Source organism: Sulfobacillus thermotolerans, from assembly GCF_039623705.1.
Taxonomy (GTDB): Bacteria; Bacillota; Sulfobacillia; order Sulfobacillales; family Sulfobacillaceae; genus Sulfobacillus; species Sulfobacillus thermotolerans.
The window spans coordinates 2,400,816-2,418,338 of record NZ_CP133983.1 but is presented as its reverse complement, the minus strand read 5'-3'; the positions used below and the strand labels follow the sequence as shown (position 1 = coordinate 2,418,338).

Here is a 17,523-nt window from a genome sequence, read left to right as displayed (position 1 = left end):
GTCATTGATGACGTTTAAGGAAATCCACAATCTGGCGGTACACCGCGATCTCGTTTTCCTTTTTGCTAAAACCATGTCCTTCATCAGGCAACACCATATACTCAATATCTCGTCCGCGTTTGCGCAACGCATCGACCAGTTGGTCTGATTCGTGTTGAACAACCCGAGGATCATTGGCCCCTTGAATGACGAGCATCGGTCGTGTCATATATTCCACATACGTTATAGGTGAGTCTTCAACAAATTTCTCCGGATTTTCTTCGGGATTGCCCAAAAATTGATTCATCACGGGTTTCCAGGAATCTGGCACGGAATGATAAAAGGTGCGTAAGTCTGAAGGCCCAAACAAATCCACCACCGCACGAAAATATTCACTATGCCGTCCATGGAGCAGTAGACTCATATACCCCCCGTAACTTCCTCCAAGCAGGAACAAATGCCCAGGCTCAACCATTCTCTGCTCTATCAACCATTCAATTCCGGCAATCAGGTCACGCCGCGGCCCATCTCCCCAATCACCTTCTACGAGGCGCGCAAAACTCTTTCCATATCCGGTACTCCCGCGAAAATTCGGAGCAAAAAACTGATAACCTTGACTCACCAAATACTGGACAACGCTACGAAATTGTTTGCGTTCGGCCGCTTGCGGGCCCCCGTGCGGCCAAATAATGGTATACCCATTGCGACGGTCAGCTTGGGGTGAAAACCACAAGGCTTCGATAAGCGTGCCATCAAAAGAAGGATAACGAACAATAGTCGCCTTGGTGGCTGTCGCAGGGGAGATGCCCATGGAGCGATTATCCGTCAACGGAGTCCAAGCGTGAAACGGTTCCGCACGGTATAAGTTATTGGGGAGAATTTCCGATTGCCCTAAAACATAAACCACTCCGTCATTGGTAACGCTCCAATTCGCGACGACGCTCACAGGGAGAGGCCATGATTGCAAGACCCAATCATCGCTGTCTAAATCCACCATATAGAGGTGATCTTCTACGCCACCTGTCCCCATAATAAATAGCCGGTTTCGCTTACGGTCGATTTGAATATCGCGCAAATCCTCGCGTTCTTGAGCGATAAGCTTAGTTAACGTGCCTGTCGCGATATCATACCGGGCTAGATAGCTAAACTCTTCTTGATAATTGGTCGTGACAAAAATGGTGCTTTCTTTGTAAAACTGTGCCCCATAGATGACATGGGGGATGGATGGATCTGGAACCAACGGACGCATCGTGTCCTCACCCAGTTTTCCGTAGAGTCCCATCACGTATGTGTTAGAGAACATCTTCAACACAACAACCCATGTCTCATCTTCCGACACCTGAGCAATATAGGTGGGTCCTTCGGCGCCCACAATCAATGTTTCTTCTTGACCAGTGTCAAGATGGAACCGGTAGTTGTTCATAAACAGGGCATTCTCTTTATCGGAAGCATAGTAAATGCGGTTCCCATCCTTAGATACATGAAGAACAATCCACGCGGTGGTAGTAAATATAATTGGGTATTCTCGTCCCCGTCGTGATCAGCACTCACCAGTATGTATCGACCTTGCGGGTCATAATGCAAGTCGTGAACCATTTGCCCCATATGACTCAGTTGGTGAGGATATCCCACTTCGGGTCGCACACCCCACACATCAAAAACGCCGCCTAAATTTGTTCCAAGAACAATCTGGGCGCCATCCTCGCTAGCGGCATAGGCACTAATCGTGGCATAGCGAAAAAAATCCTCTAAATCTGGTGGATTAAACTCCCATTCACTCATAAAATCACCCCTTGGTCTCTAGTATGAATGTTTTTGCACGGACCCTCAATGTCGAGTCACCCGTAATTTCACCAAGGTCTAAACCTTGGTACAACGGATCCACATCTCAAACGATGTCGCTTGGATGCTACACCGAGTCGCTAACATACCGGAGATCGGACAACAAACGTGCTTCGGGGGCTCTTTAGCAACATCGTTTCGTGGTTCGCAGCGATACCCATCCAAAAACGCTCATACTAAGACGCCTCGATACACACGAAAAGAGTCCACGTCATAACCTGAAAGGAAGAGACGGAAATGAGTCCTTTTATGGGCGGATAGAGAAATCAGAGCTCACATGCAAAACCACCCGAACAGTCGGCTATTCGGGTGGGATGCGATTAAGAAGAACTATGGTGGCTTTCGGTCTTGCGCCTTGGACGTACCGTAACGGCAGTATTGCGCTTTCCTCCCCGAATTACTGCCCATGTGGGAGGTAATGTGCGGGGTCTGTCCTCAGACGGCGGCTGCAACCATTTCGGATACTCATCGCCGTAGGCTGATTCTTTTGGCCCATTACCTAGCCACTTAAGCATCCACCATCCGAAACTGACAAACATTGCTGTCGGAATGAGTATCCACAAGGCATCACCCACGTCGACCCCGACAGCGCTCAATACCACCGTGCCCATTTGTACCACTCCCACTGCCGTTGTCTGAATGTTAGGCTAACAACAGATATGAATTATATAATAAAAGAAATTTCTTATAGAATCAATATGCCCCATTATTTGGCAGACAAACTCTTCCGCTATCCCCTAGCCATGAAAACTAGTCCGACCGAACTGGGCATGCTACAATAACCACAAAACACGCGAGGTGTAGCATTGTGCACATACGTTTACGTGCTAGTATTTTCATCTCCCTATCCGTTCTCGGGCTCTCAGGGTGTGGCACGGCCCCCCAGGCGGCGCCCAAATATAAAGTGTGGTCCGTCGCTGCAGATAAGTGGCAGAAGACTTCTTTCGTAGATACTAACGGGGCCGTTGTCATCGCCATGGCCTCATGGTGCAAATACTGCGCATGGGAAGCTAAGTGGCAAGAACCCCAGCTCTTTCACTGGGGTCAGGCGCACCATATCCGCATAGCTCTCGTCGATATTTCACCCCGGGGAGGGATTGGAGTGGCCGGCCCGGCCAATAACGCCGCCGCGGGGCATGATGGGACGCGAGTGCAACAGCTCCGTACATACCGGTAAATCCGTGCAGGACTTTAGCAGCGGTAAGCAAAATAGGCCCCGCCGCGAGGCCTGTGGCGCGAAATACCGCCATCAAGGACAACGCTTCGCCTGCTTGCTCTGATCGGTACAAATCCAACGCCAAGCGATTTAGCGGAGCTCCCATAGTGAACGCGGTCCCCATGCCCAGTGCTATCATAGCCAAAATAAATCGTAAAAATGTCAACGGCGGCCATGCTAATAAAACGCCACCAATAGCCGCTGCTGCTAGTCCGACGGCAAGAATACGTTTAGCTCCCACGCGATCCACCATCACACCCCCTGCCCCTGCCAGCAGGGCCCCTGTAAAGGCAGCTGGCAAGAGCGCGAGCCCCGACTCCAGTACCGAGTAATGCAAGTCGGCCTGCACTAAAGCAGGAACAAAGATCGCCGCAGACATGTCTAAACCAATAAGGCCCGCTCCGACCATTACCGCAATGCCAGCCTTATTGGCCAACGGTGTTGTATCCAAAAACGGCGTCCGAGCCACTTTTTGCCGCCATGCCATAATCCCAAAGAAAAAGACCGCCAATACCAAAAACACAAGACGGACAGTCCCTTGGCCCATCAATACCAACAGCACGCTCGCCAGACCGGCGCTGAAACTTGACCCACCAACCCAATCGGGCAAAGGGCGCGTGACAATTTCCGAGGGCGGTGCTTTCCGCAACATGGCCAAGACAATTAAAGCAATTGGCAAGTTAATAATAAACACGGCAGGCCATCCAAAATACTGACCCAAGACACCGCCAAGCTCGGTTTCACCCCAGATCCTCCCTCCCTTGCTTGTCTTCTGTCCCACTATACCCCGGCAACACCAGTTTTCCCACTTTCAAATTTTACTATCACTACCAGTACATTAAAAACAGGCCACGGGCACGTGGCCTGTTGACTCTTTCCATTGCAGTTAGTGCGGAATCGCAACAACCATGGCAAAGAAAATCGCCATCATGTACAGCAAAGAAAATTTAAAGGTCCGCTTGGCCCATATTGTATCAGGCTCATGCTCCCGGAGCAAAAAAACATGATAGCCAATAAAGGTAACTCCAAGTGCTACAGCAATTGCCAAGTATACCCATGTCACCGTACCCGTAAAATATAGGGCCACTGAAGCAGCTAAGAGCAACCATGTGTACACCATGCTTTGCACTTTTGTCACGTGCTCGCCGCGAACTACGGGCATCATGGGAATAGCGGCTTTACGGTAATCATCCTGCTTATATAAGGCCAGTGCCCAAAAGTGTGGTGGCGTCCATAAAAAGATTATTAAAAACATCAAAATAGCGGGCCAACCAATTGTACCCGTGACAGCAGCCCACCCCACCAAAGGCGGAAAGGCTCCTGCTGCACCACCGATAACAATATTTTGAGGCGTCCGTCGCTTTAACCACATTGTATAAATGAAAACATAGAATAAAAACCCGCCTAATGAACACAACGCCGTAGTCCAATTGACCCATAGGCCCAATCCGACAAAGGATATCGCTTGCAATATGATGCCAAATGCCAAGGAATGCGAACCAGGGATTCGACCTTGTGCTACAGGACGCATTTTCGTGCGGCGCATCACCTTATCAATATCACGATCGTACCACATATTGACAGCGTGAGCTCCACCGCTCGACAACGTAAGACCTCCCAGCGTCAACAGCGTCAGTCCAATAGAAGGCAGGCGGCCTGCCCCGACAACCATGGCGCAATAGGCGGTCACGACCAATAAAGAAATAATTCGTGGTTTCATGAGCGTCACGTAGTCCATCAAGACAGACGAGAAGCTCCGCGGGACAGATACCGACTGGGCGTACATTAGCGCGACCTCCATTTGTAGCTTGTGCCCAAAATTGGGCACTCAATTAGTAATACTATCGAACTAACTATAACTTGCCGCTTCCTATTTGCCAAGCGGTGAATATGGAAAGGCTGGCATTTGCATACCAGCCTCCTCCTTAATCAACCCGGAATCGACGGGGGCTGGTCCGAACTCGCGCCCGGCCGACGCCCACTGGCGGACGTCTTCGCCGCCTTGTCGCTTTTGTCGACACTGAGCGCCACGCGCCGGAGCGTCAACAACAATATCGTCATGACCACAATCTGAAAAATCCACCACGCCGGGTCCCACCAATGCGGCACCCCTTCGCTATAGGGAATCTTCAAAGGTAAGGTTGGCCAAAATCCTCCGCTCATATCCTCAGGCCTCCATTTCTCGCGTCTTGGCGCTTACAGTAAAAACACGACCACCCAGCTCGCAATCCACGCCAACGCCACATACACCCAAAAGTACACGCTAGCTTCCGCCGTCCAAAACCGTTCCGGAGCCATGTCTTGGCGGGCGTTGCGTAAGATGGCGATGCCCACCATAATCAGCCCGACCACCGCGTAGACCATGTCCGCGCCCGAAATCACGTAATACATTTCCCCAAAGCGTCCTTGCGGCGACGCATACCGCAGGCCCCACTGGTAAATCACCGTCAACATCGCCAGCAAGCCAAGCCCCGCGGCGACTTTCAAGCGGGTGGCCACCCGCTCGCGGGCGTCCGGCTCCGTCCGGGCCCGCAGCGCCTGCCACGCGACCCACGCGCTCAGCGCCATCAGCACCGCCCCCGCCACGCCAAAGCCTTGGTCGGCTTGGGGTGAGACATAGGATCCGTCGTACAGATACTTCGCTTCAAACAGCACCACAAAGGGCACGATTTGCGTCGCGATGAAAAACAACATGCTAAAGCGGACCGCCCGGTAGTTCGCCGGGGTCAGCGCCGCACTGCGGCGCTGTTCCGGTGCATTCGTCATGACGTAACCCCTCCTCCGTCGGGCGCGTAATCGTGCCAGTCAAACTGCGGATCCTGCGTCGCCCGACTGGTCGCGGCCAGTTCCCCGAGCGCCGTCGTCACCACCGGCACTTTGGTGCCCTCGCCATACAGATACAAGCTCCCCACAATTTCCGGTTGGACCGGGAAGTTATACCGCGGCGCCGGCGAACTCGTAAACCATTCCGGCGTCTTCGCGCCCCACGGGTTCTCCCCCGCCTGCGCGCCGTTCCGCCAGCAGTAGCCAATGTACAAAATATTGCCCAAGAACGCCGCGCCCAAGATAAACGCGAAGATCGAAACCTCGAAGTTCATCGGCTGCAGATACGCGGGGTACGCGGGCACCCACCGGTTCATCCCGTGCAAGCCCAGCAGGAAAAACTGGCTAAAGGCGATTTCTGCGCCATGACCGGACTAATTTCGTTCCAGATGGCAAACGCCGGCACGGCGATAATGTACACTTCCGGATGGCCAAACAGCCAGAACAACATCAGGTACGTGAGCGGACTGCCCGTCGCCGTGAAAAAGTTCAACGGCACCACTTTATCCAGCAAGGCCATCACAAAGGTGGTCTGGATTTCCGGAAACCAAATCAACATCAGCAGGTTGACGGTCACTTGCCCCCACACAAACAGCGGCAACCGCCCCCACGTCAGCCCCGGCGCCCGCCGGAACATCACCGTCGCGACCAAGTTTCAACGCCACAATCAGCGAGGACATGGTCAGCGCCAGCACGCCCCAAGATAGTGAGAACAAAATCCCGTTCGGGCATCTTGCCCCGCCAGCGGCTCATACCCCCGCCAGCCAGTGGACCATTCCCCCCAGCAAGGGGCTGAACAACACCGTCAAAATCCCCACCGGCACCAACCACACGCCAATCCCGGAGAGTTTCGATAAGACCGGATAGCTGAAAATCCATTGCCATTGCCGCGCCGTCACATCCACGACGAGGTCGTGGGTATTCGCGGCGGGCTGATCCAAGGCAAACATCTGCTCCATCGCTGATGTCGTCGGATGCAGGAAAAATAGCAGATTTAACGCAATCGAGCCGCCCACCCAGACCAAGACGAACGCTTTGTTGTCAATCGCAAAGCGCTTATTGGCCGGCGGCATTTCGCCGCGCTTGGTGGTGAACCGGACCATCGTAAAGACCAAAAAGAGGACCACAAACACAAAAATCGGGGTCAGCACCACCATCAGAAAGTTAAACGCTTGCAGCGCCAACTGCCCTTGGTTGGACACAATGTAGTACATCGGATTGTGCCGAATGATCACGCGGTCGCCGATCTCCCCCAGCACGCTGAAGACAACCCACAGCACCGCAAAGACGACATTTTCTCCCATGCGGGCACTTCCTCCTTTCCCTCGCCGCGCTTAGGCCGGCAGGATCATCACTTGGCCCCGCATCCCGGTGCGGTAGTGAATGTATTGCTGCACAAAACAGCCGAAATCCCACAATCCGGGCTTGTTCGGCACCGTAAACGACAAATGCAGGCTGCCCCCGGGCTTCAACGTCGGGCTAAAATCGCCCCCCGATTGAATGTTGTACGCCGCTTTGGGCCCCACATAGGTCACAATCGCTTGATTGGGCACAAAGTTGTCGATGCCGTAGGGATCACTTAACGTCACCGGCACCCCATCCCAGAAGTCTTCTTGCCACGCATCGGCCGGTAGATTGCCAAACGCTTGAAAATAGGCCTCATTGACATGCCGGCCCATCGTCCATTCATGCCAGTGGGTATGGCTTTGGTTTTGGAAGATGACTTCCATGCGGTCGCCCACCCGCCAGGTCATGTAATTCGGAATGTAGTAGTAGTCATAGGCATACAAATGCACGGTCCCCGAACTCACCGGCGACCCAAATACGCTCCGCGCCGCATTCACGAGACTCTGGCGCCCAAACAACGTCACCGCGCCGGCCACGCCAATCGCCGCCGTGCCCACGAGAAATTGCCGCCGGCTCCATTGATTTTCTTCACTGTTCTCAGTATTCGGGGTTTTCTCATCTTTGGGAGACTCGTATTCCACACCTTTACCTCCTTCACAGGATCTCAATACTTCGGCGAGACCCATGTATTTCGCAACTTAACAACCGTTGCTGAGGTTATAAAACTTTAATTGTTCGAGTCAGCAACAGTTAACAAAAATCTTTGCTTCACTAAGATGACTGGTAATACCTAGCCTTTATTGCCTGTTTAATAACTACTCAACAGTACTAGCAAATTGTAACACGTTTATATGCGAATGGATCCCTCAAATATTGCAGAGACTGTTCATTTCTCGCAATACAGAGATAAGCTTTAGGTCAAGTTATAATGCCCGCGCGCTGAAAGCTTTGTATTCCAATCCAGATGAGCTGTTAAGGATAATAAAAAAAGAGGGCGTAACGCCCTCTTTTTTCCGTGATTAATGGCAATCATGAAGGTTTGCGCTCAAGACGGCTGGCCCCAAAACTCCATCAACTGTGCCGGCCCGAACCGTTACGACCCCCAAAGGAATGGTAGAGACTCCTGGCGAGTAACTCCCCGCCCAATCCTGAGGGGGCTCCTTTGCGGAAGTAAGAAACATGGGAGTCGTGACCACAAGATTTCCTGTAACCGGGTTTGTTAACGTAAAAAAATATCGTTGAAATCTCTTACCAAAAGTTTGCGGGGCCGGTACAAAATTTGCTACCACATCCAAACTTTCGAAACCCTCTAACTCATTAATCACCAACGATGCACTGCCATAGGGATGCAAATCGGAGGTTACGGTCATCAACGGCGCACTGCAAACACTCACTTGCGGCTTAACGGCAGGCGGCCACGCTATCGATAACGGACTCGGCGCCGCAACCGCATTGTTTTTGCCGATGTGAAAATACGTTACAGGGCCAATGATACCATCGGCTGCAATATGAACAGCTTCTTGAAAGTGTTTGGTCGCCACCACCATCTCGTCGTTAAAATATCCAGTAATTCGGCCGCCATAAAAACCCAAGTTCTGCAGTAGCACTTGCACAAAAACCACATCAAATCCCTTGCGTCCGAGACTAAGCGAACGGCCCCCGGCCACCGCATAGAGCCACGAAGCATCATAAAATCCAAACCCGGCAATGCCGTTTGGCGGAAATCCCGTATCCCCATTATTCTCGGCATCTATCTTAAAAGCCGCCACCGCCTCAACCGTGCGGGGCGTAAACGTGTCACTAGCCCCTCCAATCAAGGACGCATAGCGAAAACAATTAAGGCGGTTGTGCAGAATCATCACATCACCGCCATACATTCCATCCTTTAGTTCGCGACTGCCATAAGCGGGTCCCCCATAGGGAGTATACGGACCGACACCTTGTCCATAAGCCCAATATGTCTGGGGTCCCACCACATTGTCCACGCGCAAACCAAAGTATTCTTGAATGTTGGCAACCGCTACAGCGGTCATGTCGTCGAATCGTCCTGTTATCGCAATCGGCTCGCCTAGAGCACCTTGTGGGGGATTCATCGCTTGTATCATCACGTTGTACACGGCCTGCAAAACAGCCACATCAGTCCCTAAAGCTCCCACTGATAAGACCCGACTGCCAAACGGGACATATGGAGCAAAGGTCTCGTCAAATAACGCCATGTCCAGCCCTCCTCGTTGTGCTTTTTTCGTTACACCGTACGTTATGACATCCGTCGGCAATTGTTGCCATAAAAACCACTCATTTCATGTAAACCTATCGAGTTAAGCAGGTGGTAGCCCAATGCTCATATGTACACACGTGATGAGCGGAAAGGCGAACGTGAAATCCTTGAAAAAGGATAATAACCCCCGCGTTGGGACGCGAGGGTTATTATTTCGTATGAATGGATTCGGCCGACTCATGAGTTTCGAAAGTTTTCCGGGCCTTTGTCCTAAGGCCCCGTAAGGGCTCGCCGCGCTTGATCCGCACGCCGCAAGGCCGTATTGGGACTATCTGCTAAGACCGTTAGATGCCCCATTTTCCGCGCCGGCCGAGGGGTGACTTTACCATAAAGGTGCAAGTGGGTCGAGGGGATGGCGAGGGCCGCAGAAAAATTCGGTTGATCGGAGGCCGTCCATATATCTCCTAGTAAATTCGCCATGGCCGCCGCACTCAACTGACGCGTTTGTCCCAATGGTAAACCGGCTACAGCTCGGATATGCTGTGCAAATTGCGAGTACTCAAAGGCTTCAATGGTAAGATGTCCCGAGTTATGCGGACGCGGAGCCATTTCATTAACTAGGACGTCATCACCAATGACAAAAAATTCAACCGCCATAGTTCCCACTAGGTCGAGTTCGATGGCAAGGCGATATGCATAGGACGTCGCCCGTTCTCGCACGATGGGAGCCACTGGAGCCGGCGATATGGAAAAATCGAGAATGCCATTCCGATGATGGTTTTCAATCAATCCAAAATCGACAATTTGTCCCCCTTGGTCTCGGCTTAATACCACGGATACCTCTTTATCAAACGGTACCACTTGCTCAACCACCACGGGAATGTCGCGCCACTCCTCAAGCACGCCCTGCAGCTCTTGGGCGGATCCGCATATCCTTTGTCCATGGCCGTCGTAACCGCCTCGAGCCGTTTTGACAATGACCGGGAACCGCGCTACTTGCGTCCATGGTTCTCCTTGAACACCTGTTACAGCCAAGTAATCGGCTGTACGTAGACCTAAAGCCCGAAACGTAGCCTTTTCTTGAATGCGATCTTGCGATATGCTCAATAAGCGTGTATTGGGAAATAATCGACGCTCAGCCTCACACGCTGCCAACACCGCAGCATCCACGTTTTCAAATTCATAGGTAACAACCTTTGCCATTTGTGCTAACTTAGCAACCGCCGCTTGGTCACCATAATCCGCAATAATGCGGGCATCTGCCACCTGACACAGCGGCGCATTTTCATCCGGATCGAGCACCACGACTTTGAATCCCAGATCATGTGCCTCGTCCGCCATCATGCGCCCCAGCTGGCCTCCACCAATAATGCCTATGTACTCTCCCGGTCGAACCGTCGTCATTCGTTTTGCCCTCCAAAACCTTTATGTGCCGCTATTTTGACGGTCTCTTCACTATGAAGAACTTCTGCTTTGAGGGTTGCTCGATATTGATGCAGCCGCTCTCGCACCCTTGGTTGTGAGAGGGCGATGATTTGGGCAGCCAGGATGCCAGCATTTTTTGCTTGACCGACGGCGACCGTCGCGACCGGAATGCCCCCAGGCATTTGGACAATCGACAAGAGAGAATCCATACCCGCAAGATGCTTGGACGGCACCGGCACACCAATCACTGGAAGTGTGGTATATGCGGCCGTCATACCCGGTAAATGTGCGGCGCCCCCGGCCCCTGCAATAATGACTTGATATCCTTGGGCTTCCGCATTTTGAGCAAATTCTGCCATGCGTTCTGGTGTACGGTGCGCCGACAACACATGCACATCGACAGGAATATCCATAGTCTGCAAAAATTGCACTGCTTCTTGCATGACAGTCCAATCAGACTGGCTGCCCATGATGACCGCTACTGACATCTCTTGCTCCCCCATTCCTCCGCCATTACGTACCTTATGACATTCTTCCCTGATTATAGCCGATAGGAAAGACTACCTTGCACTGTCATTGGGCAAGATCAGGCGCAATGTGCAACCAGTGTATCTGGTGTTCCGTTTGCCGCCAATGCGTACCAAATTTTTGCGTAGGATGCGCAATGACAGCAATGGCCGCAAAGCGTTGCGGAGGCCAGTGCATAATCTCAAGATTTGCTGGATTATTGGGCGTTCGGGCAAGAAATAAAGCAATCGACGAGCCGGTACGCAGGTTCACACCATAGACCATGCCTTGCTTTATCATATTTTCCAGTTCGGGGAACGCAATAGTCGGAAGGTGACCAAGTTTTTTGGCCGATACAGACACTGAAATATTAGGTTTAGGAGCGAAATGGAGCGGAGCATGATACCGCACCCAAGCAAAAGAAGCTACAATCGCCATCATGATGATCGCGAAAAATTTTGCACGCATACTGCTCACTCCCGAGCCCTTTACTTACATAACGCCGAAGAAGTCCCGAAGGTCACGAACGGATCCAGGTTTCTTTGCTATGTTACAGCGTATCACATTCGGCACCAGACGGGGCTCTTTCAGGCGATAGAAATGCAATGGAAATTGTCACCAGGACTCCCTAAAAAGCCCTGGTCCCACTTCATTGTTAATACTCAAGTTTGGTATCATCCGTTAAACGCCTGCGAAAAATCCAATAGCTCCATGCTTGATATGCCACAATAATGGGAAGCATAACGGCGGCCATGATACTCATCACTTGCAAACTGTAAGGATTTGACGCCGCATTATAAATCGTTAAATTCCAATGACTGTTCAAACTGCTGATCATGACGTCGGGAAACATCGCTAAGAACATAGAAACGGTCCCAAGCATTATCGCCAAACCCGATGAAATGAAGGCCCATTTGTCGTGACCCCTCCGGACAAAAGCCCACGTTCCAATCACGCTCAACCACGCGAGGAGAGGAATAGGCCCAGGATCGAGCCCAAGGCGGCGTACGACATCCGTCTCATAGTACATCATCACAATGAAAACAAAGAAAATCCCCACGACGACCGGAGCCATGGTGAACGCCGCACGCTTGGCTCGGTGATACAGCTCACCGGACGTTCGCAGCATCAAGAAGGAGGCTCCATGAAACACAAAGACTGCGACAACCGTCAACCCCCCCACAATGGCGAAGGGATTAAGCAACCCTAAAAAGGTGCCCACATAGTTTCCTTGCGCATTTATCGGAATTCCTTTGACCAAATTGGCCAAAGCTACTCCCCAAATCAAGGGGGGTAGTAAACTTCCAATGAAGAACATGGCATCCCACCAACGGCGCCACCTCAGTCCTTCAACGCGGCTGCGAAATTCAATCGCAACGCCCCGAAGAATTAGCCCTCCTAACAAGAGAAAAATGGCCAAATAAAACCCGCTGAGCATTGACGCATACCACTGGGGAAAGGCTGCAAATATGGCTCCACCTGCGGCAATAAGCCATACTTCATTGCCATCCCAAAACGGTCCAATAGTCGTTAAGACAATCCGTCGCTCGCGATCACTGCGCCCCATAAAGGGCAACAACATTCCCACGCCATAGTCAAATCCTTCAAGAAAAAAATACCCGACAAAGATTATCGCCACTAGGACAAACCATGTGATGTTCAACACGGCAATTCCCTCCCTTTGGGTTGTTCTATTCCCCGCGCCGCCCTATTTAATGCCATTCGCCACCAATGGGGTCTTGACCACGAGCATGCCGCTCTTGTCCCGTGACAAACAGTGATTCCTGCGGTTTGGGCCGTGCTTCTTGACCTTCTTCCGTTTGAGGACCCGCGTGAATAATGTGGACAAAGAGATAGACCGCTGCCGCTCCCACACTCAAATACACCAAACCAAACGCGATCACGGTTGTCCAAAGTTCTGTTAGGCTCACGAGCGGAGAGTTAGCCTTAGCGGTAAACATCAAGCCAAACACAATCCACGGCTGCCTACCAACCTCCGTCATCAACCATCCCGACGTGGTCGCCATATAGGGCAAAATTAATGTCCATTCCGTTAATACCAAAAACCACCGCGGACGGACTTTTTTAGCCATCATATATGTGCCCACCATGGCAATAAGCATCATGGCTGTCCCCACAAAAATCATGATGCGAAAACTCCAAAACGTCGGGTTGACTGGCGGGATATAGCTGGCCATACCAAACTTCTTTTGATATAGATGATTGAGCTCAGTAATCCCTAACACTCGTCCCGTAAACCGGTTGTAGGCGAGGATGCTGAGTAAGTCAGGGATTTGAATAACAAACGGGGTGGCATGTCTTGCAACGTTAATCCAACCAATAACGGTCCATGGAGCATGCAAGGGACTCGTATGCCATAAGGCTTCCGACGCGGCCATTTTCATGGGCTGCGCAGTAATTAAATGCTGCGCCTGTTCATGCCCTAATACAAACACCAGTACGCTAAATATTAGCGCGCTCGTCATTGCCAAACGGTAGCTTGGGTCAAAGACGGCGTCATTGGTGTGACGGATGAGATGATAGGCACTCACAGAGGCCATAAAGAAGGAACTTAACGCCATTGCTCCGAATACCGTATGCGGAAACTCTAGCCACAATTGGGGATTTCCTAAAAGCGCGAAAAAGTTGACCATTTCGGCTCGCCCATGGCGCACCATGTAGCCCACCGGTTCTTGCATAAACGAATTAGCCGTTAAAATCCAAAACGCTGAAATAACCGAGGCAATCGAGGTTAGCCAAACCGACAATAGATGGAGTCGCGGAGAAAGATAGTCCCATCCATAAATCCAAATGCCTAAGAAGGTCGACTCCAAGAAGAAGGCCATGAGGACCTCAATAGCTAAAGGCGCGCCAAAAATATCACCGACAAACCGAGAAAACTGCGACCAATTGGTTCCGAATTGAAATTCTTGAATTATCCCTGTCACAACGCCTACAGCGAAATTAACTAAGTAAATTTTCATCCAAAATTTTACAGCTACTTTATATTCCTCGGCCTTAATGGAAGTTAAGAAAAACCGGAGTAATCATAATTGGCCCACGCTTCCGCAAGTACCACATGGGCTATAATAGCTCTATGTCCATAGGGGCTTCATGTGTTCGAAACGATCAAGCAAAAAGCAGGTGAGACAAGATGCCGACAGCTATTATCGATAGCAAACAACGACCATTACGTGACTTGCGTCTATCCGTCACAGATCGATGCAATTTCCGATGCGTTTACTGCATGCCCAAAGAGGTTTACGGGGCTAAATTCCGGTTCTTGCCTAAACACGAGCTGCTGACGTTTGATGAGATTGAAAGAATTGTCAGCATTTTTGCCTCACTCGGCGTGAAAAAAATCCGTCTCACTGGCGGCGAGCCGTTGTTGCGGCAAAATCTTGAACACCTTGTCGCACAATTGGCCAAAATCCCTGGCATTACCGACCTGGCCATGACGACAAATGGCTATTTTTTGACGCGAGACAAAGCTATAAAGCTCAAACAGGCAGGCCTCAACCGTATTACGGTCAGCCTGGACGCGCTCGATGATGAGACTTTTGGTCGGACGAATGACGTCGGTGTGCCTGTCAAACGCGTGCTCGATGCGATTGACGCAGCTCATGCCGCGGGTCTCAGCCCTATTAAGATTAATATGGTGGTAAAACGCGGCATGACCGACTCAGCTATTATTCCCATGGCACGTCATTTTCGATTTACAGGGCACATCTTGCGGTTTATTGAATATATGGACGTTGGCAATACCAATGGTTGGCGCCTCACAGATGTTGTGACGGCCGAGGAAATCCTTCACCAATTATCCACCCATTGGGACCTCGAACCCATTGCTCCCCATCATCCAGGGGAAGTCGCGCGCCGCTTTCGATTTTTAGACGGCGGCGGGGAATTTGGCATTATTTCCTCTGTCAGTCAACCCTTTTGTCACACCTGCGGCCGTATCCGTCTATCCCCGGAAGGACGCCTCTATACCTGCCTATTTGGTCACGACGGTTACGACATCCGTGCACTCCTTCGCGATCCCAAGCTTACCGATCAGATTGTCGCAGAAGCGCTCACGGGCCTTTGGAACAAGCGCCATGATCAATACTCGGTCGACCGGACGACCGCAACACCGTCCCACTCCAAAGTGGAAATGTCACATATTGGAGGATAATCCGAGGATTGCTTAATCCTCCATTACTTACTCCCCACATCCGTCTCACTCCCTAGCCAGTGCCGCATAGTTTAGTTGCGTGATTGGCCCCACAGATGGCGCGGCGTCGCGCATTGGGCACTGAACTTGAGGAGGGATTTTCTATGTGCGGCATTGCAGGGTGGATAGACTGGAACAAAGATATTCGCCAGCATCAATCATCATTGGAGGCCATGGTATCTCCTTTGGCCTGCCGTGGACCAGATGGAAGCGGCACCTGGGTGACAGAGCACGCGGGCATGGGACACCGAAGACTTATCGTGATTGACCCTGAAGGTGGCATGCAGCCGATGTCCCGTAAAGAAGGGCGAAAAGTCTTCACCATTGTCTATAATGGCGAACTTTATAATTATCGCGAGCTGCGTCGGGAGCTTCAAAGCCTCGGCTACGAGTTCCGCACGGAATCAGATACCGAAGTCCTGCTCACGGCGTACATCGCATGGGGAACGGATTGCCTGCAACATTTTAATGGCATTTTTGCGTTCGCCATATGGGACGCCGTTGATCAGACCTTATTCATGGCGCGGGATCGATTAGGGGTAAAACCGCTATTTTTTGCAAGGACCCCCCACGGAATTCTCTTTGGCTCGGAAATGAAGGCAATATTAGCCCATCCCGAGATGCCTCATGAGATAGGTCGCGATGGGCTCGCAGAAATATTCGCCTTAGGACCAGCGCACACCCCGGGGCACGGCGTGTTTAAGGGTGTGCAAGAACTTACCGCAGGACAATTTCTGATCTTTAACGCCCGCGGCTTGAATATCCGGTCATATTGGCAACTCGTCTCGCATGAACATCCTGACGATCTCCATACCACACAACAGACCATCCGTGACATTTTAGAAGATACCGTGAAACGCCAACTGATTGCTGATGTTCCCGTCATCACATTATTGTCGGGAGGGCTCGACTCAAGCGCCGTCACTGCACTGGCCGCCCGTACTTTTCAGCAAGAAGGGCGGGGTCCGTTAAATACCTATTCGATAGATTTTGTGGACATGGAGAAACATTTCAAGCCCACTAAATTTCAAACCAACTTGGATGCGCCGTGGGCAAGGCGCGTATCGGAGGCGCTACACACACGCCATCACCGCGTTGTGCTAGACACCCCTGACCTCGTGCAAAATTTACTGGCTGCCATGCGGGCTCGGGATTTGCCGGGCATGGCCGACGTGGATACATCCCTCTTAGTCTTCGCTCGCGAAATTAAAAAAGAGGCCACGGTAGGCCTATCGGGAGAAGCGGCTGACGAAATCTTCGGAGGATATCCTTGGTTTCATCATCCGGATGCCATAGCGGCAGACACCTTCCCATGGGCCCGGCGCTTAAAGGACCGCGTCGCCATTTTATCCCCAGAGTTCACAGAATACATTCAACCCTTTGCCTACGTCGATCAACGGTACCGCGAAGCGTTGCAAGAAGTGCCTCGGCTGGAGGGCGAGGACCCTTACGCCGCAAGAATCCGTGAAATCGGTTATCTTACACTCACACGGTTCCTCCCCACGTTGCTCGACCGTAAAGACCGGATGACGATGGCCGTCGGTCTGGAAGTGCGCGTACCGTTTTGTGACCACCGGTTGGTGGAATATGTGTGGAACGTCCCATGGGCTATGAAAACAGAAGGGGAGCAGCGGAAGGTCATTTTGAGGCAGGCAATGCGGGGCCTGCTCGCTGAGGATGTCCTTTGGCGCCAAAAAAGTCCTTACCCATCTACACCCAATCCCACCTATTTTGCGGCAATGCGCGACCAACTCGAAGAAATCTTGCACGAACCAAGCTCGCCTCTTCACGCCATTGTTGATGTCGCAAAAATCCGCGAGGTGATGCGACAAGGACCTCAAGCCGAACAAATTCCTTGGTTTGGTCAATTAATGGGTAATGCCCAACTGTTTGCGTTTCTCATTCAAGCCCATCATTGGTTTAAAGAATATCGTGTACACCTGGCATAATCGG

Annotated in this window: 19 protein-coding genes; 2 read left to right on the top strand and 17 right to left on the bottom strand. The window is 51.5% G+C overall.

Going from position 1 to position 17,523, the window contains the following annotated elements:
• Position 1: 1 nt before the first annotated feature.
• From ORD20_RS12560 to ORD20_RS12480, 17 genes are all read right to left on the bottom strand, one after another.
• Positions 2 to 1,402 (bottom strand): alpha/beta hydrolase family protein, encoded by a 1,401-nt coding sequence (locus ORD20_RS12560; protein ID WP_430626236.1) that lies wholly within the window; start codon positions 1,400 to 1,402, stop codon positions 2 to 4.
• Positions 1,399 to 1,761, bottom strand: coding sequence for a hypothetical protein (locus tag ORD20_RS12555; protein ID WP_430626235.1), 363 nt, complete (start codon positions 1,759 to 1,761; stop codon positions 1,399 to 1,401). Before ORD20_RS12555 ends, ORD20_RS12560 begins: the two co-directional genes overlap by 4 nt.
• A 380-nt stretch (positions 1,762 to 2,141) precedes the next feature.
• Positions 2,142 to 2,432: a hypothetical protein gene (locus tag ORD20_RS12550; protein WP_103375074.1), complete on the bottom strand. Its 291-nt coding sequence runs from the start codon at positions 2,430 to 2,432 to the stop codon at positions 2,142 to 2,144.
• Between the two features lie 399 nt (positions 2,433 to 2,831).
• The gene (locus ORD20_RS12545) at positions 2,832 to 3,818 is read right to left on the bottom strand and encodes an MFS transporter (RefSeq protein ID WP_430626234.1); all 987 of its coding nucleotides are present in this window, start codon (positions 3,816 to 3,818) and stop codon (positions 2,832 to 2,834) included.
• Between the two features lie 105 nt (positions 3,819 to 3,923).
• Positions 3,924 to 4,823: a heme o synthase gene (locus tag ORD20_RS12540; RefSeq protein ID WP_103375071.1), complete on the bottom strand. Its 900-nt coding sequence runs from the start codon at positions 4,821 to 4,823 to the stop codon at positions 3,924 to 3,926.
• A 143-nt stretch (positions 4,824 to 4,966) separates the two neighbouring features.
• Entirely contained in the window at positions 4,967 to 5,200 is a 234-nt protein-coding gene (locus ORD20_RS12535) for a hypothetical protein (RefSeq protein ID WP_430626233.1), read from the bottom strand.
• Between the two features lie 33 nt (positions 5,201 to 5,233).
• Positions 5,234 to 5,803 carry a cytochrome c oxidase subunit 3 gene (locus tag ORD20_RS12530; protein WP_430626232.1) on the bottom strand — a complete coding sequence of 190 codons (570 nt, stop codon included), beginning with the start codon at positions 5,801 to 5,803 and terminating at the stop codon, positions 5,234 to 5,236.
• A complete protein-coding gene (locus tag ORD20_RS12525) occupies positions 5,800 to 6,177 on the bottom strand; it encodes a hypothetical protein (RefSeq protein ID WP_430626231.1) in 378 nt (125 codons plus the stop codon). The genes ORD20_RS12530 and ORD20_RS12525 overlap by 4 nt, the downstream gene beginning before the upstream one ends.
• Complete coding sequence (locus ORD20_RS12520) at positions 6,174 to 6,512, bottom strand: cbb3-type cytochrome c oxidase subunit I (protein ID WP_430626230.1); 339 nt, start codon at positions 6,510 to 6,512, stop codon at positions 6,174 to 6,176. Before ORD20_RS12520 ends, ORD20_RS12525 begins: the two co-directional genes overlap by 4 nt.
• A 97-nt stretch (positions 6,513 to 6,609) precedes the next feature.
• Positions 6,610 to 7,164: a hypothetical protein gene (locus ORD20_RS12515; protein WP_430626229.1), complete on the bottom strand. Its 555-nt coding sequence runs from the start codon at positions 7,162 to 7,164 to the stop codon at positions 6,610 to 6,612.
• A 30-nt stretch (positions 7,165 to 7,194) separates the two neighbouring features.
• A complete protein-coding gene (locus ORD20_RS12510) occupies positions 7,195 to 7,848 on the bottom strand; it encodes a twin-arginine translocation signal domain-containing protein (RefSeq protein ID WP_430626228.1) in 654 nt (217 codons plus the stop codon).
• A 378-nt stretch (positions 7,849 to 8,226) separates the two neighbouring features.
• The gene (locus tag ORD20_RS12505) at positions 8,227 to 9,423 is read right to left on the bottom strand and encodes a peptidoglycan-binding domain-containing protein (protein WP_103374364.1); all 1,197 of its coding nucleotides are present in this window, start codon (positions 9,421 to 9,423) and stop codon (positions 8,227 to 8,229) included.
• Positions 9,424 to 9,695: 272 nt separating this feature from the next.
• Positions 9,696 to 10,829 (bottom strand): 5-(carboxyamino)imidazole ribonucleotide synthase, encoded by a 1,134-nt coding sequence (gene purK / locus ORD20_RS12500; protein WP_103374365.1) that lies wholly within the window; start codon positions 10,827 to 10,829, stop codon positions 9,696 to 9,698.
• Positions 10,826 to 11,338, bottom strand: coding sequence for a 5-(carboxyamino)imidazole ribonucleotide mutase (gene purE / locus ORD20_RS12495; RefSeq protein ID WP_103374366.1), 513 nt, complete (start codon positions 11,336 to 11,338; stop codon positions 10,826 to 10,828). The genes purK and purE overlap by 4 nt, the downstream gene beginning before the upstream one ends.
• An 85-nt stretch (positions 11,339 to 11,423) precedes the next feature.
• Positions 11,424 to 11,825 (bottom strand): hypothetical protein, encoded by a 402-nt coding sequence (locus tag ORD20_RS12490; protein ID WP_103374367.1) that lies wholly within the window; start codon positions 11,823 to 11,825, stop codon positions 11,424 to 11,426.
• Between the two features lie 187 nt (positions 11,826 to 12,012).
• Complete coding sequence (cydB, locus tag ORD20_RS12485) at positions 12,013 to 13,023, bottom strand: cytochrome d ubiquinol oxidase subunit II (protein WP_103374368.1); 1,011 nt, start codon at positions 13,021 to 13,023, stop codon at positions 12,013 to 12,015.
• Between the two features lie 46 nt (positions 13,024 to 13,069).
• Positions 13,070 to 14,380 (bottom strand): cytochrome ubiquinol oxidase subunit I, encoded by a 1,311-nt coding sequence (locus ORD20_RS12480; protein WP_430626722.1) that lies wholly within the window; start codon positions 14,378 to 14,380, stop codon positions 13,070 to 13,072.
• Positions 14,381 to 14,511: 131 nt separating this feature from the next.
• Here ORD20_RS12480 and moaA point away from each other — a divergent pair, with 131 nt between their 5' ends.
• Positions 14,512 to 15,531 carry a GTP 3',8-cyclase MoaA gene (gene moaA, locus ORD20_RS12475; protein WP_173677061.1) on the top strand — a complete coding sequence of 340 codons (1,020 nt, stop codon included), beginning with the start codon at positions 14,512 to 14,514 and terminating at the stop codon, positions 15,529 to 15,531.
• A 143-nt stretch (positions 15,532 to 15,674) separates the two neighbouring features.
• Complete coding sequence (gene asnB, locus ORD20_RS12470) at positions 15,675 to 17,519, top strand: asparagine synthase (glutamine-hydrolyzing) (protein ID WP_103374369.1); 1,845 nt, start codon at positions 15,675 to 15,677, stop codon at positions 17,517 to 17,519.
• Positions 17,520 to 17,523 lie beyond the last annotated feature (4 nt).

Coding starts and splice junctions, on each gene's coding strand:
- ORD20_RS12550 (WP_103375074.1), bottom strand. CDS start 2,432: ATGGGCACGGTGGTATTGAGCGCTGTCGGGGTCGACGTGGGTGATGCC.
- ORD20_RS12490 (WP_103374367.1), bottom strand. CDS start 11,825: ATGCGTGCAAAATTTTTCGCGATCATCATGATGGCGATTGTAGCTTCT.
- moaA (WP_173677061.1), top strand. CDS start 14,512: ATGCCGACAGCTATTATCGATAGCAAACAACGACCATTACGTGACTTG.
- purE (WP_103374366.1), bottom strand. CDS start 11,338: ATGTCAGTAGCGGTCATCATGGGCAGCCAGTCTGATTGGACTGTCATG.
- asnB (WP_103374369.1), top strand. CDS start 15,675: ATGTGCGGCATTGCAGGGTGGATAGACTGGAACAAAGATATTCGCCAG.
- ORD20_RS12540 (WP_103375071.1), bottom strand. CDS start 4,823: ATGTACGCCCAGTCGGTATCTGTCCCGCGGAGCTTCTCGTCTGTCTTG.
- ORD20_RS12515 (WP_430626229.1), bottom strand. CDS start 7,164: ATGGGAGAAAATGTCGTCTTTGCGGTGCTGTGGGTTGTCTTCAGCGTG.
- ORD20_RS12530 (WP_430626232.1), bottom strand. CDS start 5,803: ATGACGAATGCACCGGAACAGCGCCGCAGTGCGGCGCTGACCCCGGCG.
- ORD20_RS12555 (WP_430626235.1), bottom strand. CDS start 1,761: ATGAGTGAATGGGAGTTTAATCCACCAGATTTAGAGGATTTTTTTCGC.
- ORD20_RS12525 (WP_430626231.1), bottom strand. CDS start 6,177: ATGAACCGGTGGGTGCCCGCGTACCCCGCGTATCTGCAGCCGATGAAC.
- ORD20_RS12535 (WP_430626233.1), bottom strand. CDS start 5,200: ATGAGCGGAGGATTTTGGCCAACCTTACCTTTGAAGATTCCCTATAGC.
- purK (WP_103374365.1), bottom strand. CDS start 10,829: ATGACGACGGTTCGACCGGGAGAGTACATAGGCATTATTGGTGGAGGC.
- ORD20_RS12560 (WP_430626236.1), bottom strand. CDS start 1,402: ATGAACAACTACCGGTTCCATCTTGACACTGGTCAAGAAGAAACATTG.
- ORD20_RS12505 (WP_103374364.1), bottom strand. CDS start 9,423: ATGGCGTTATTTGACGAGACCTTTGCTCCATATGTCCCGTTTGGCAGT.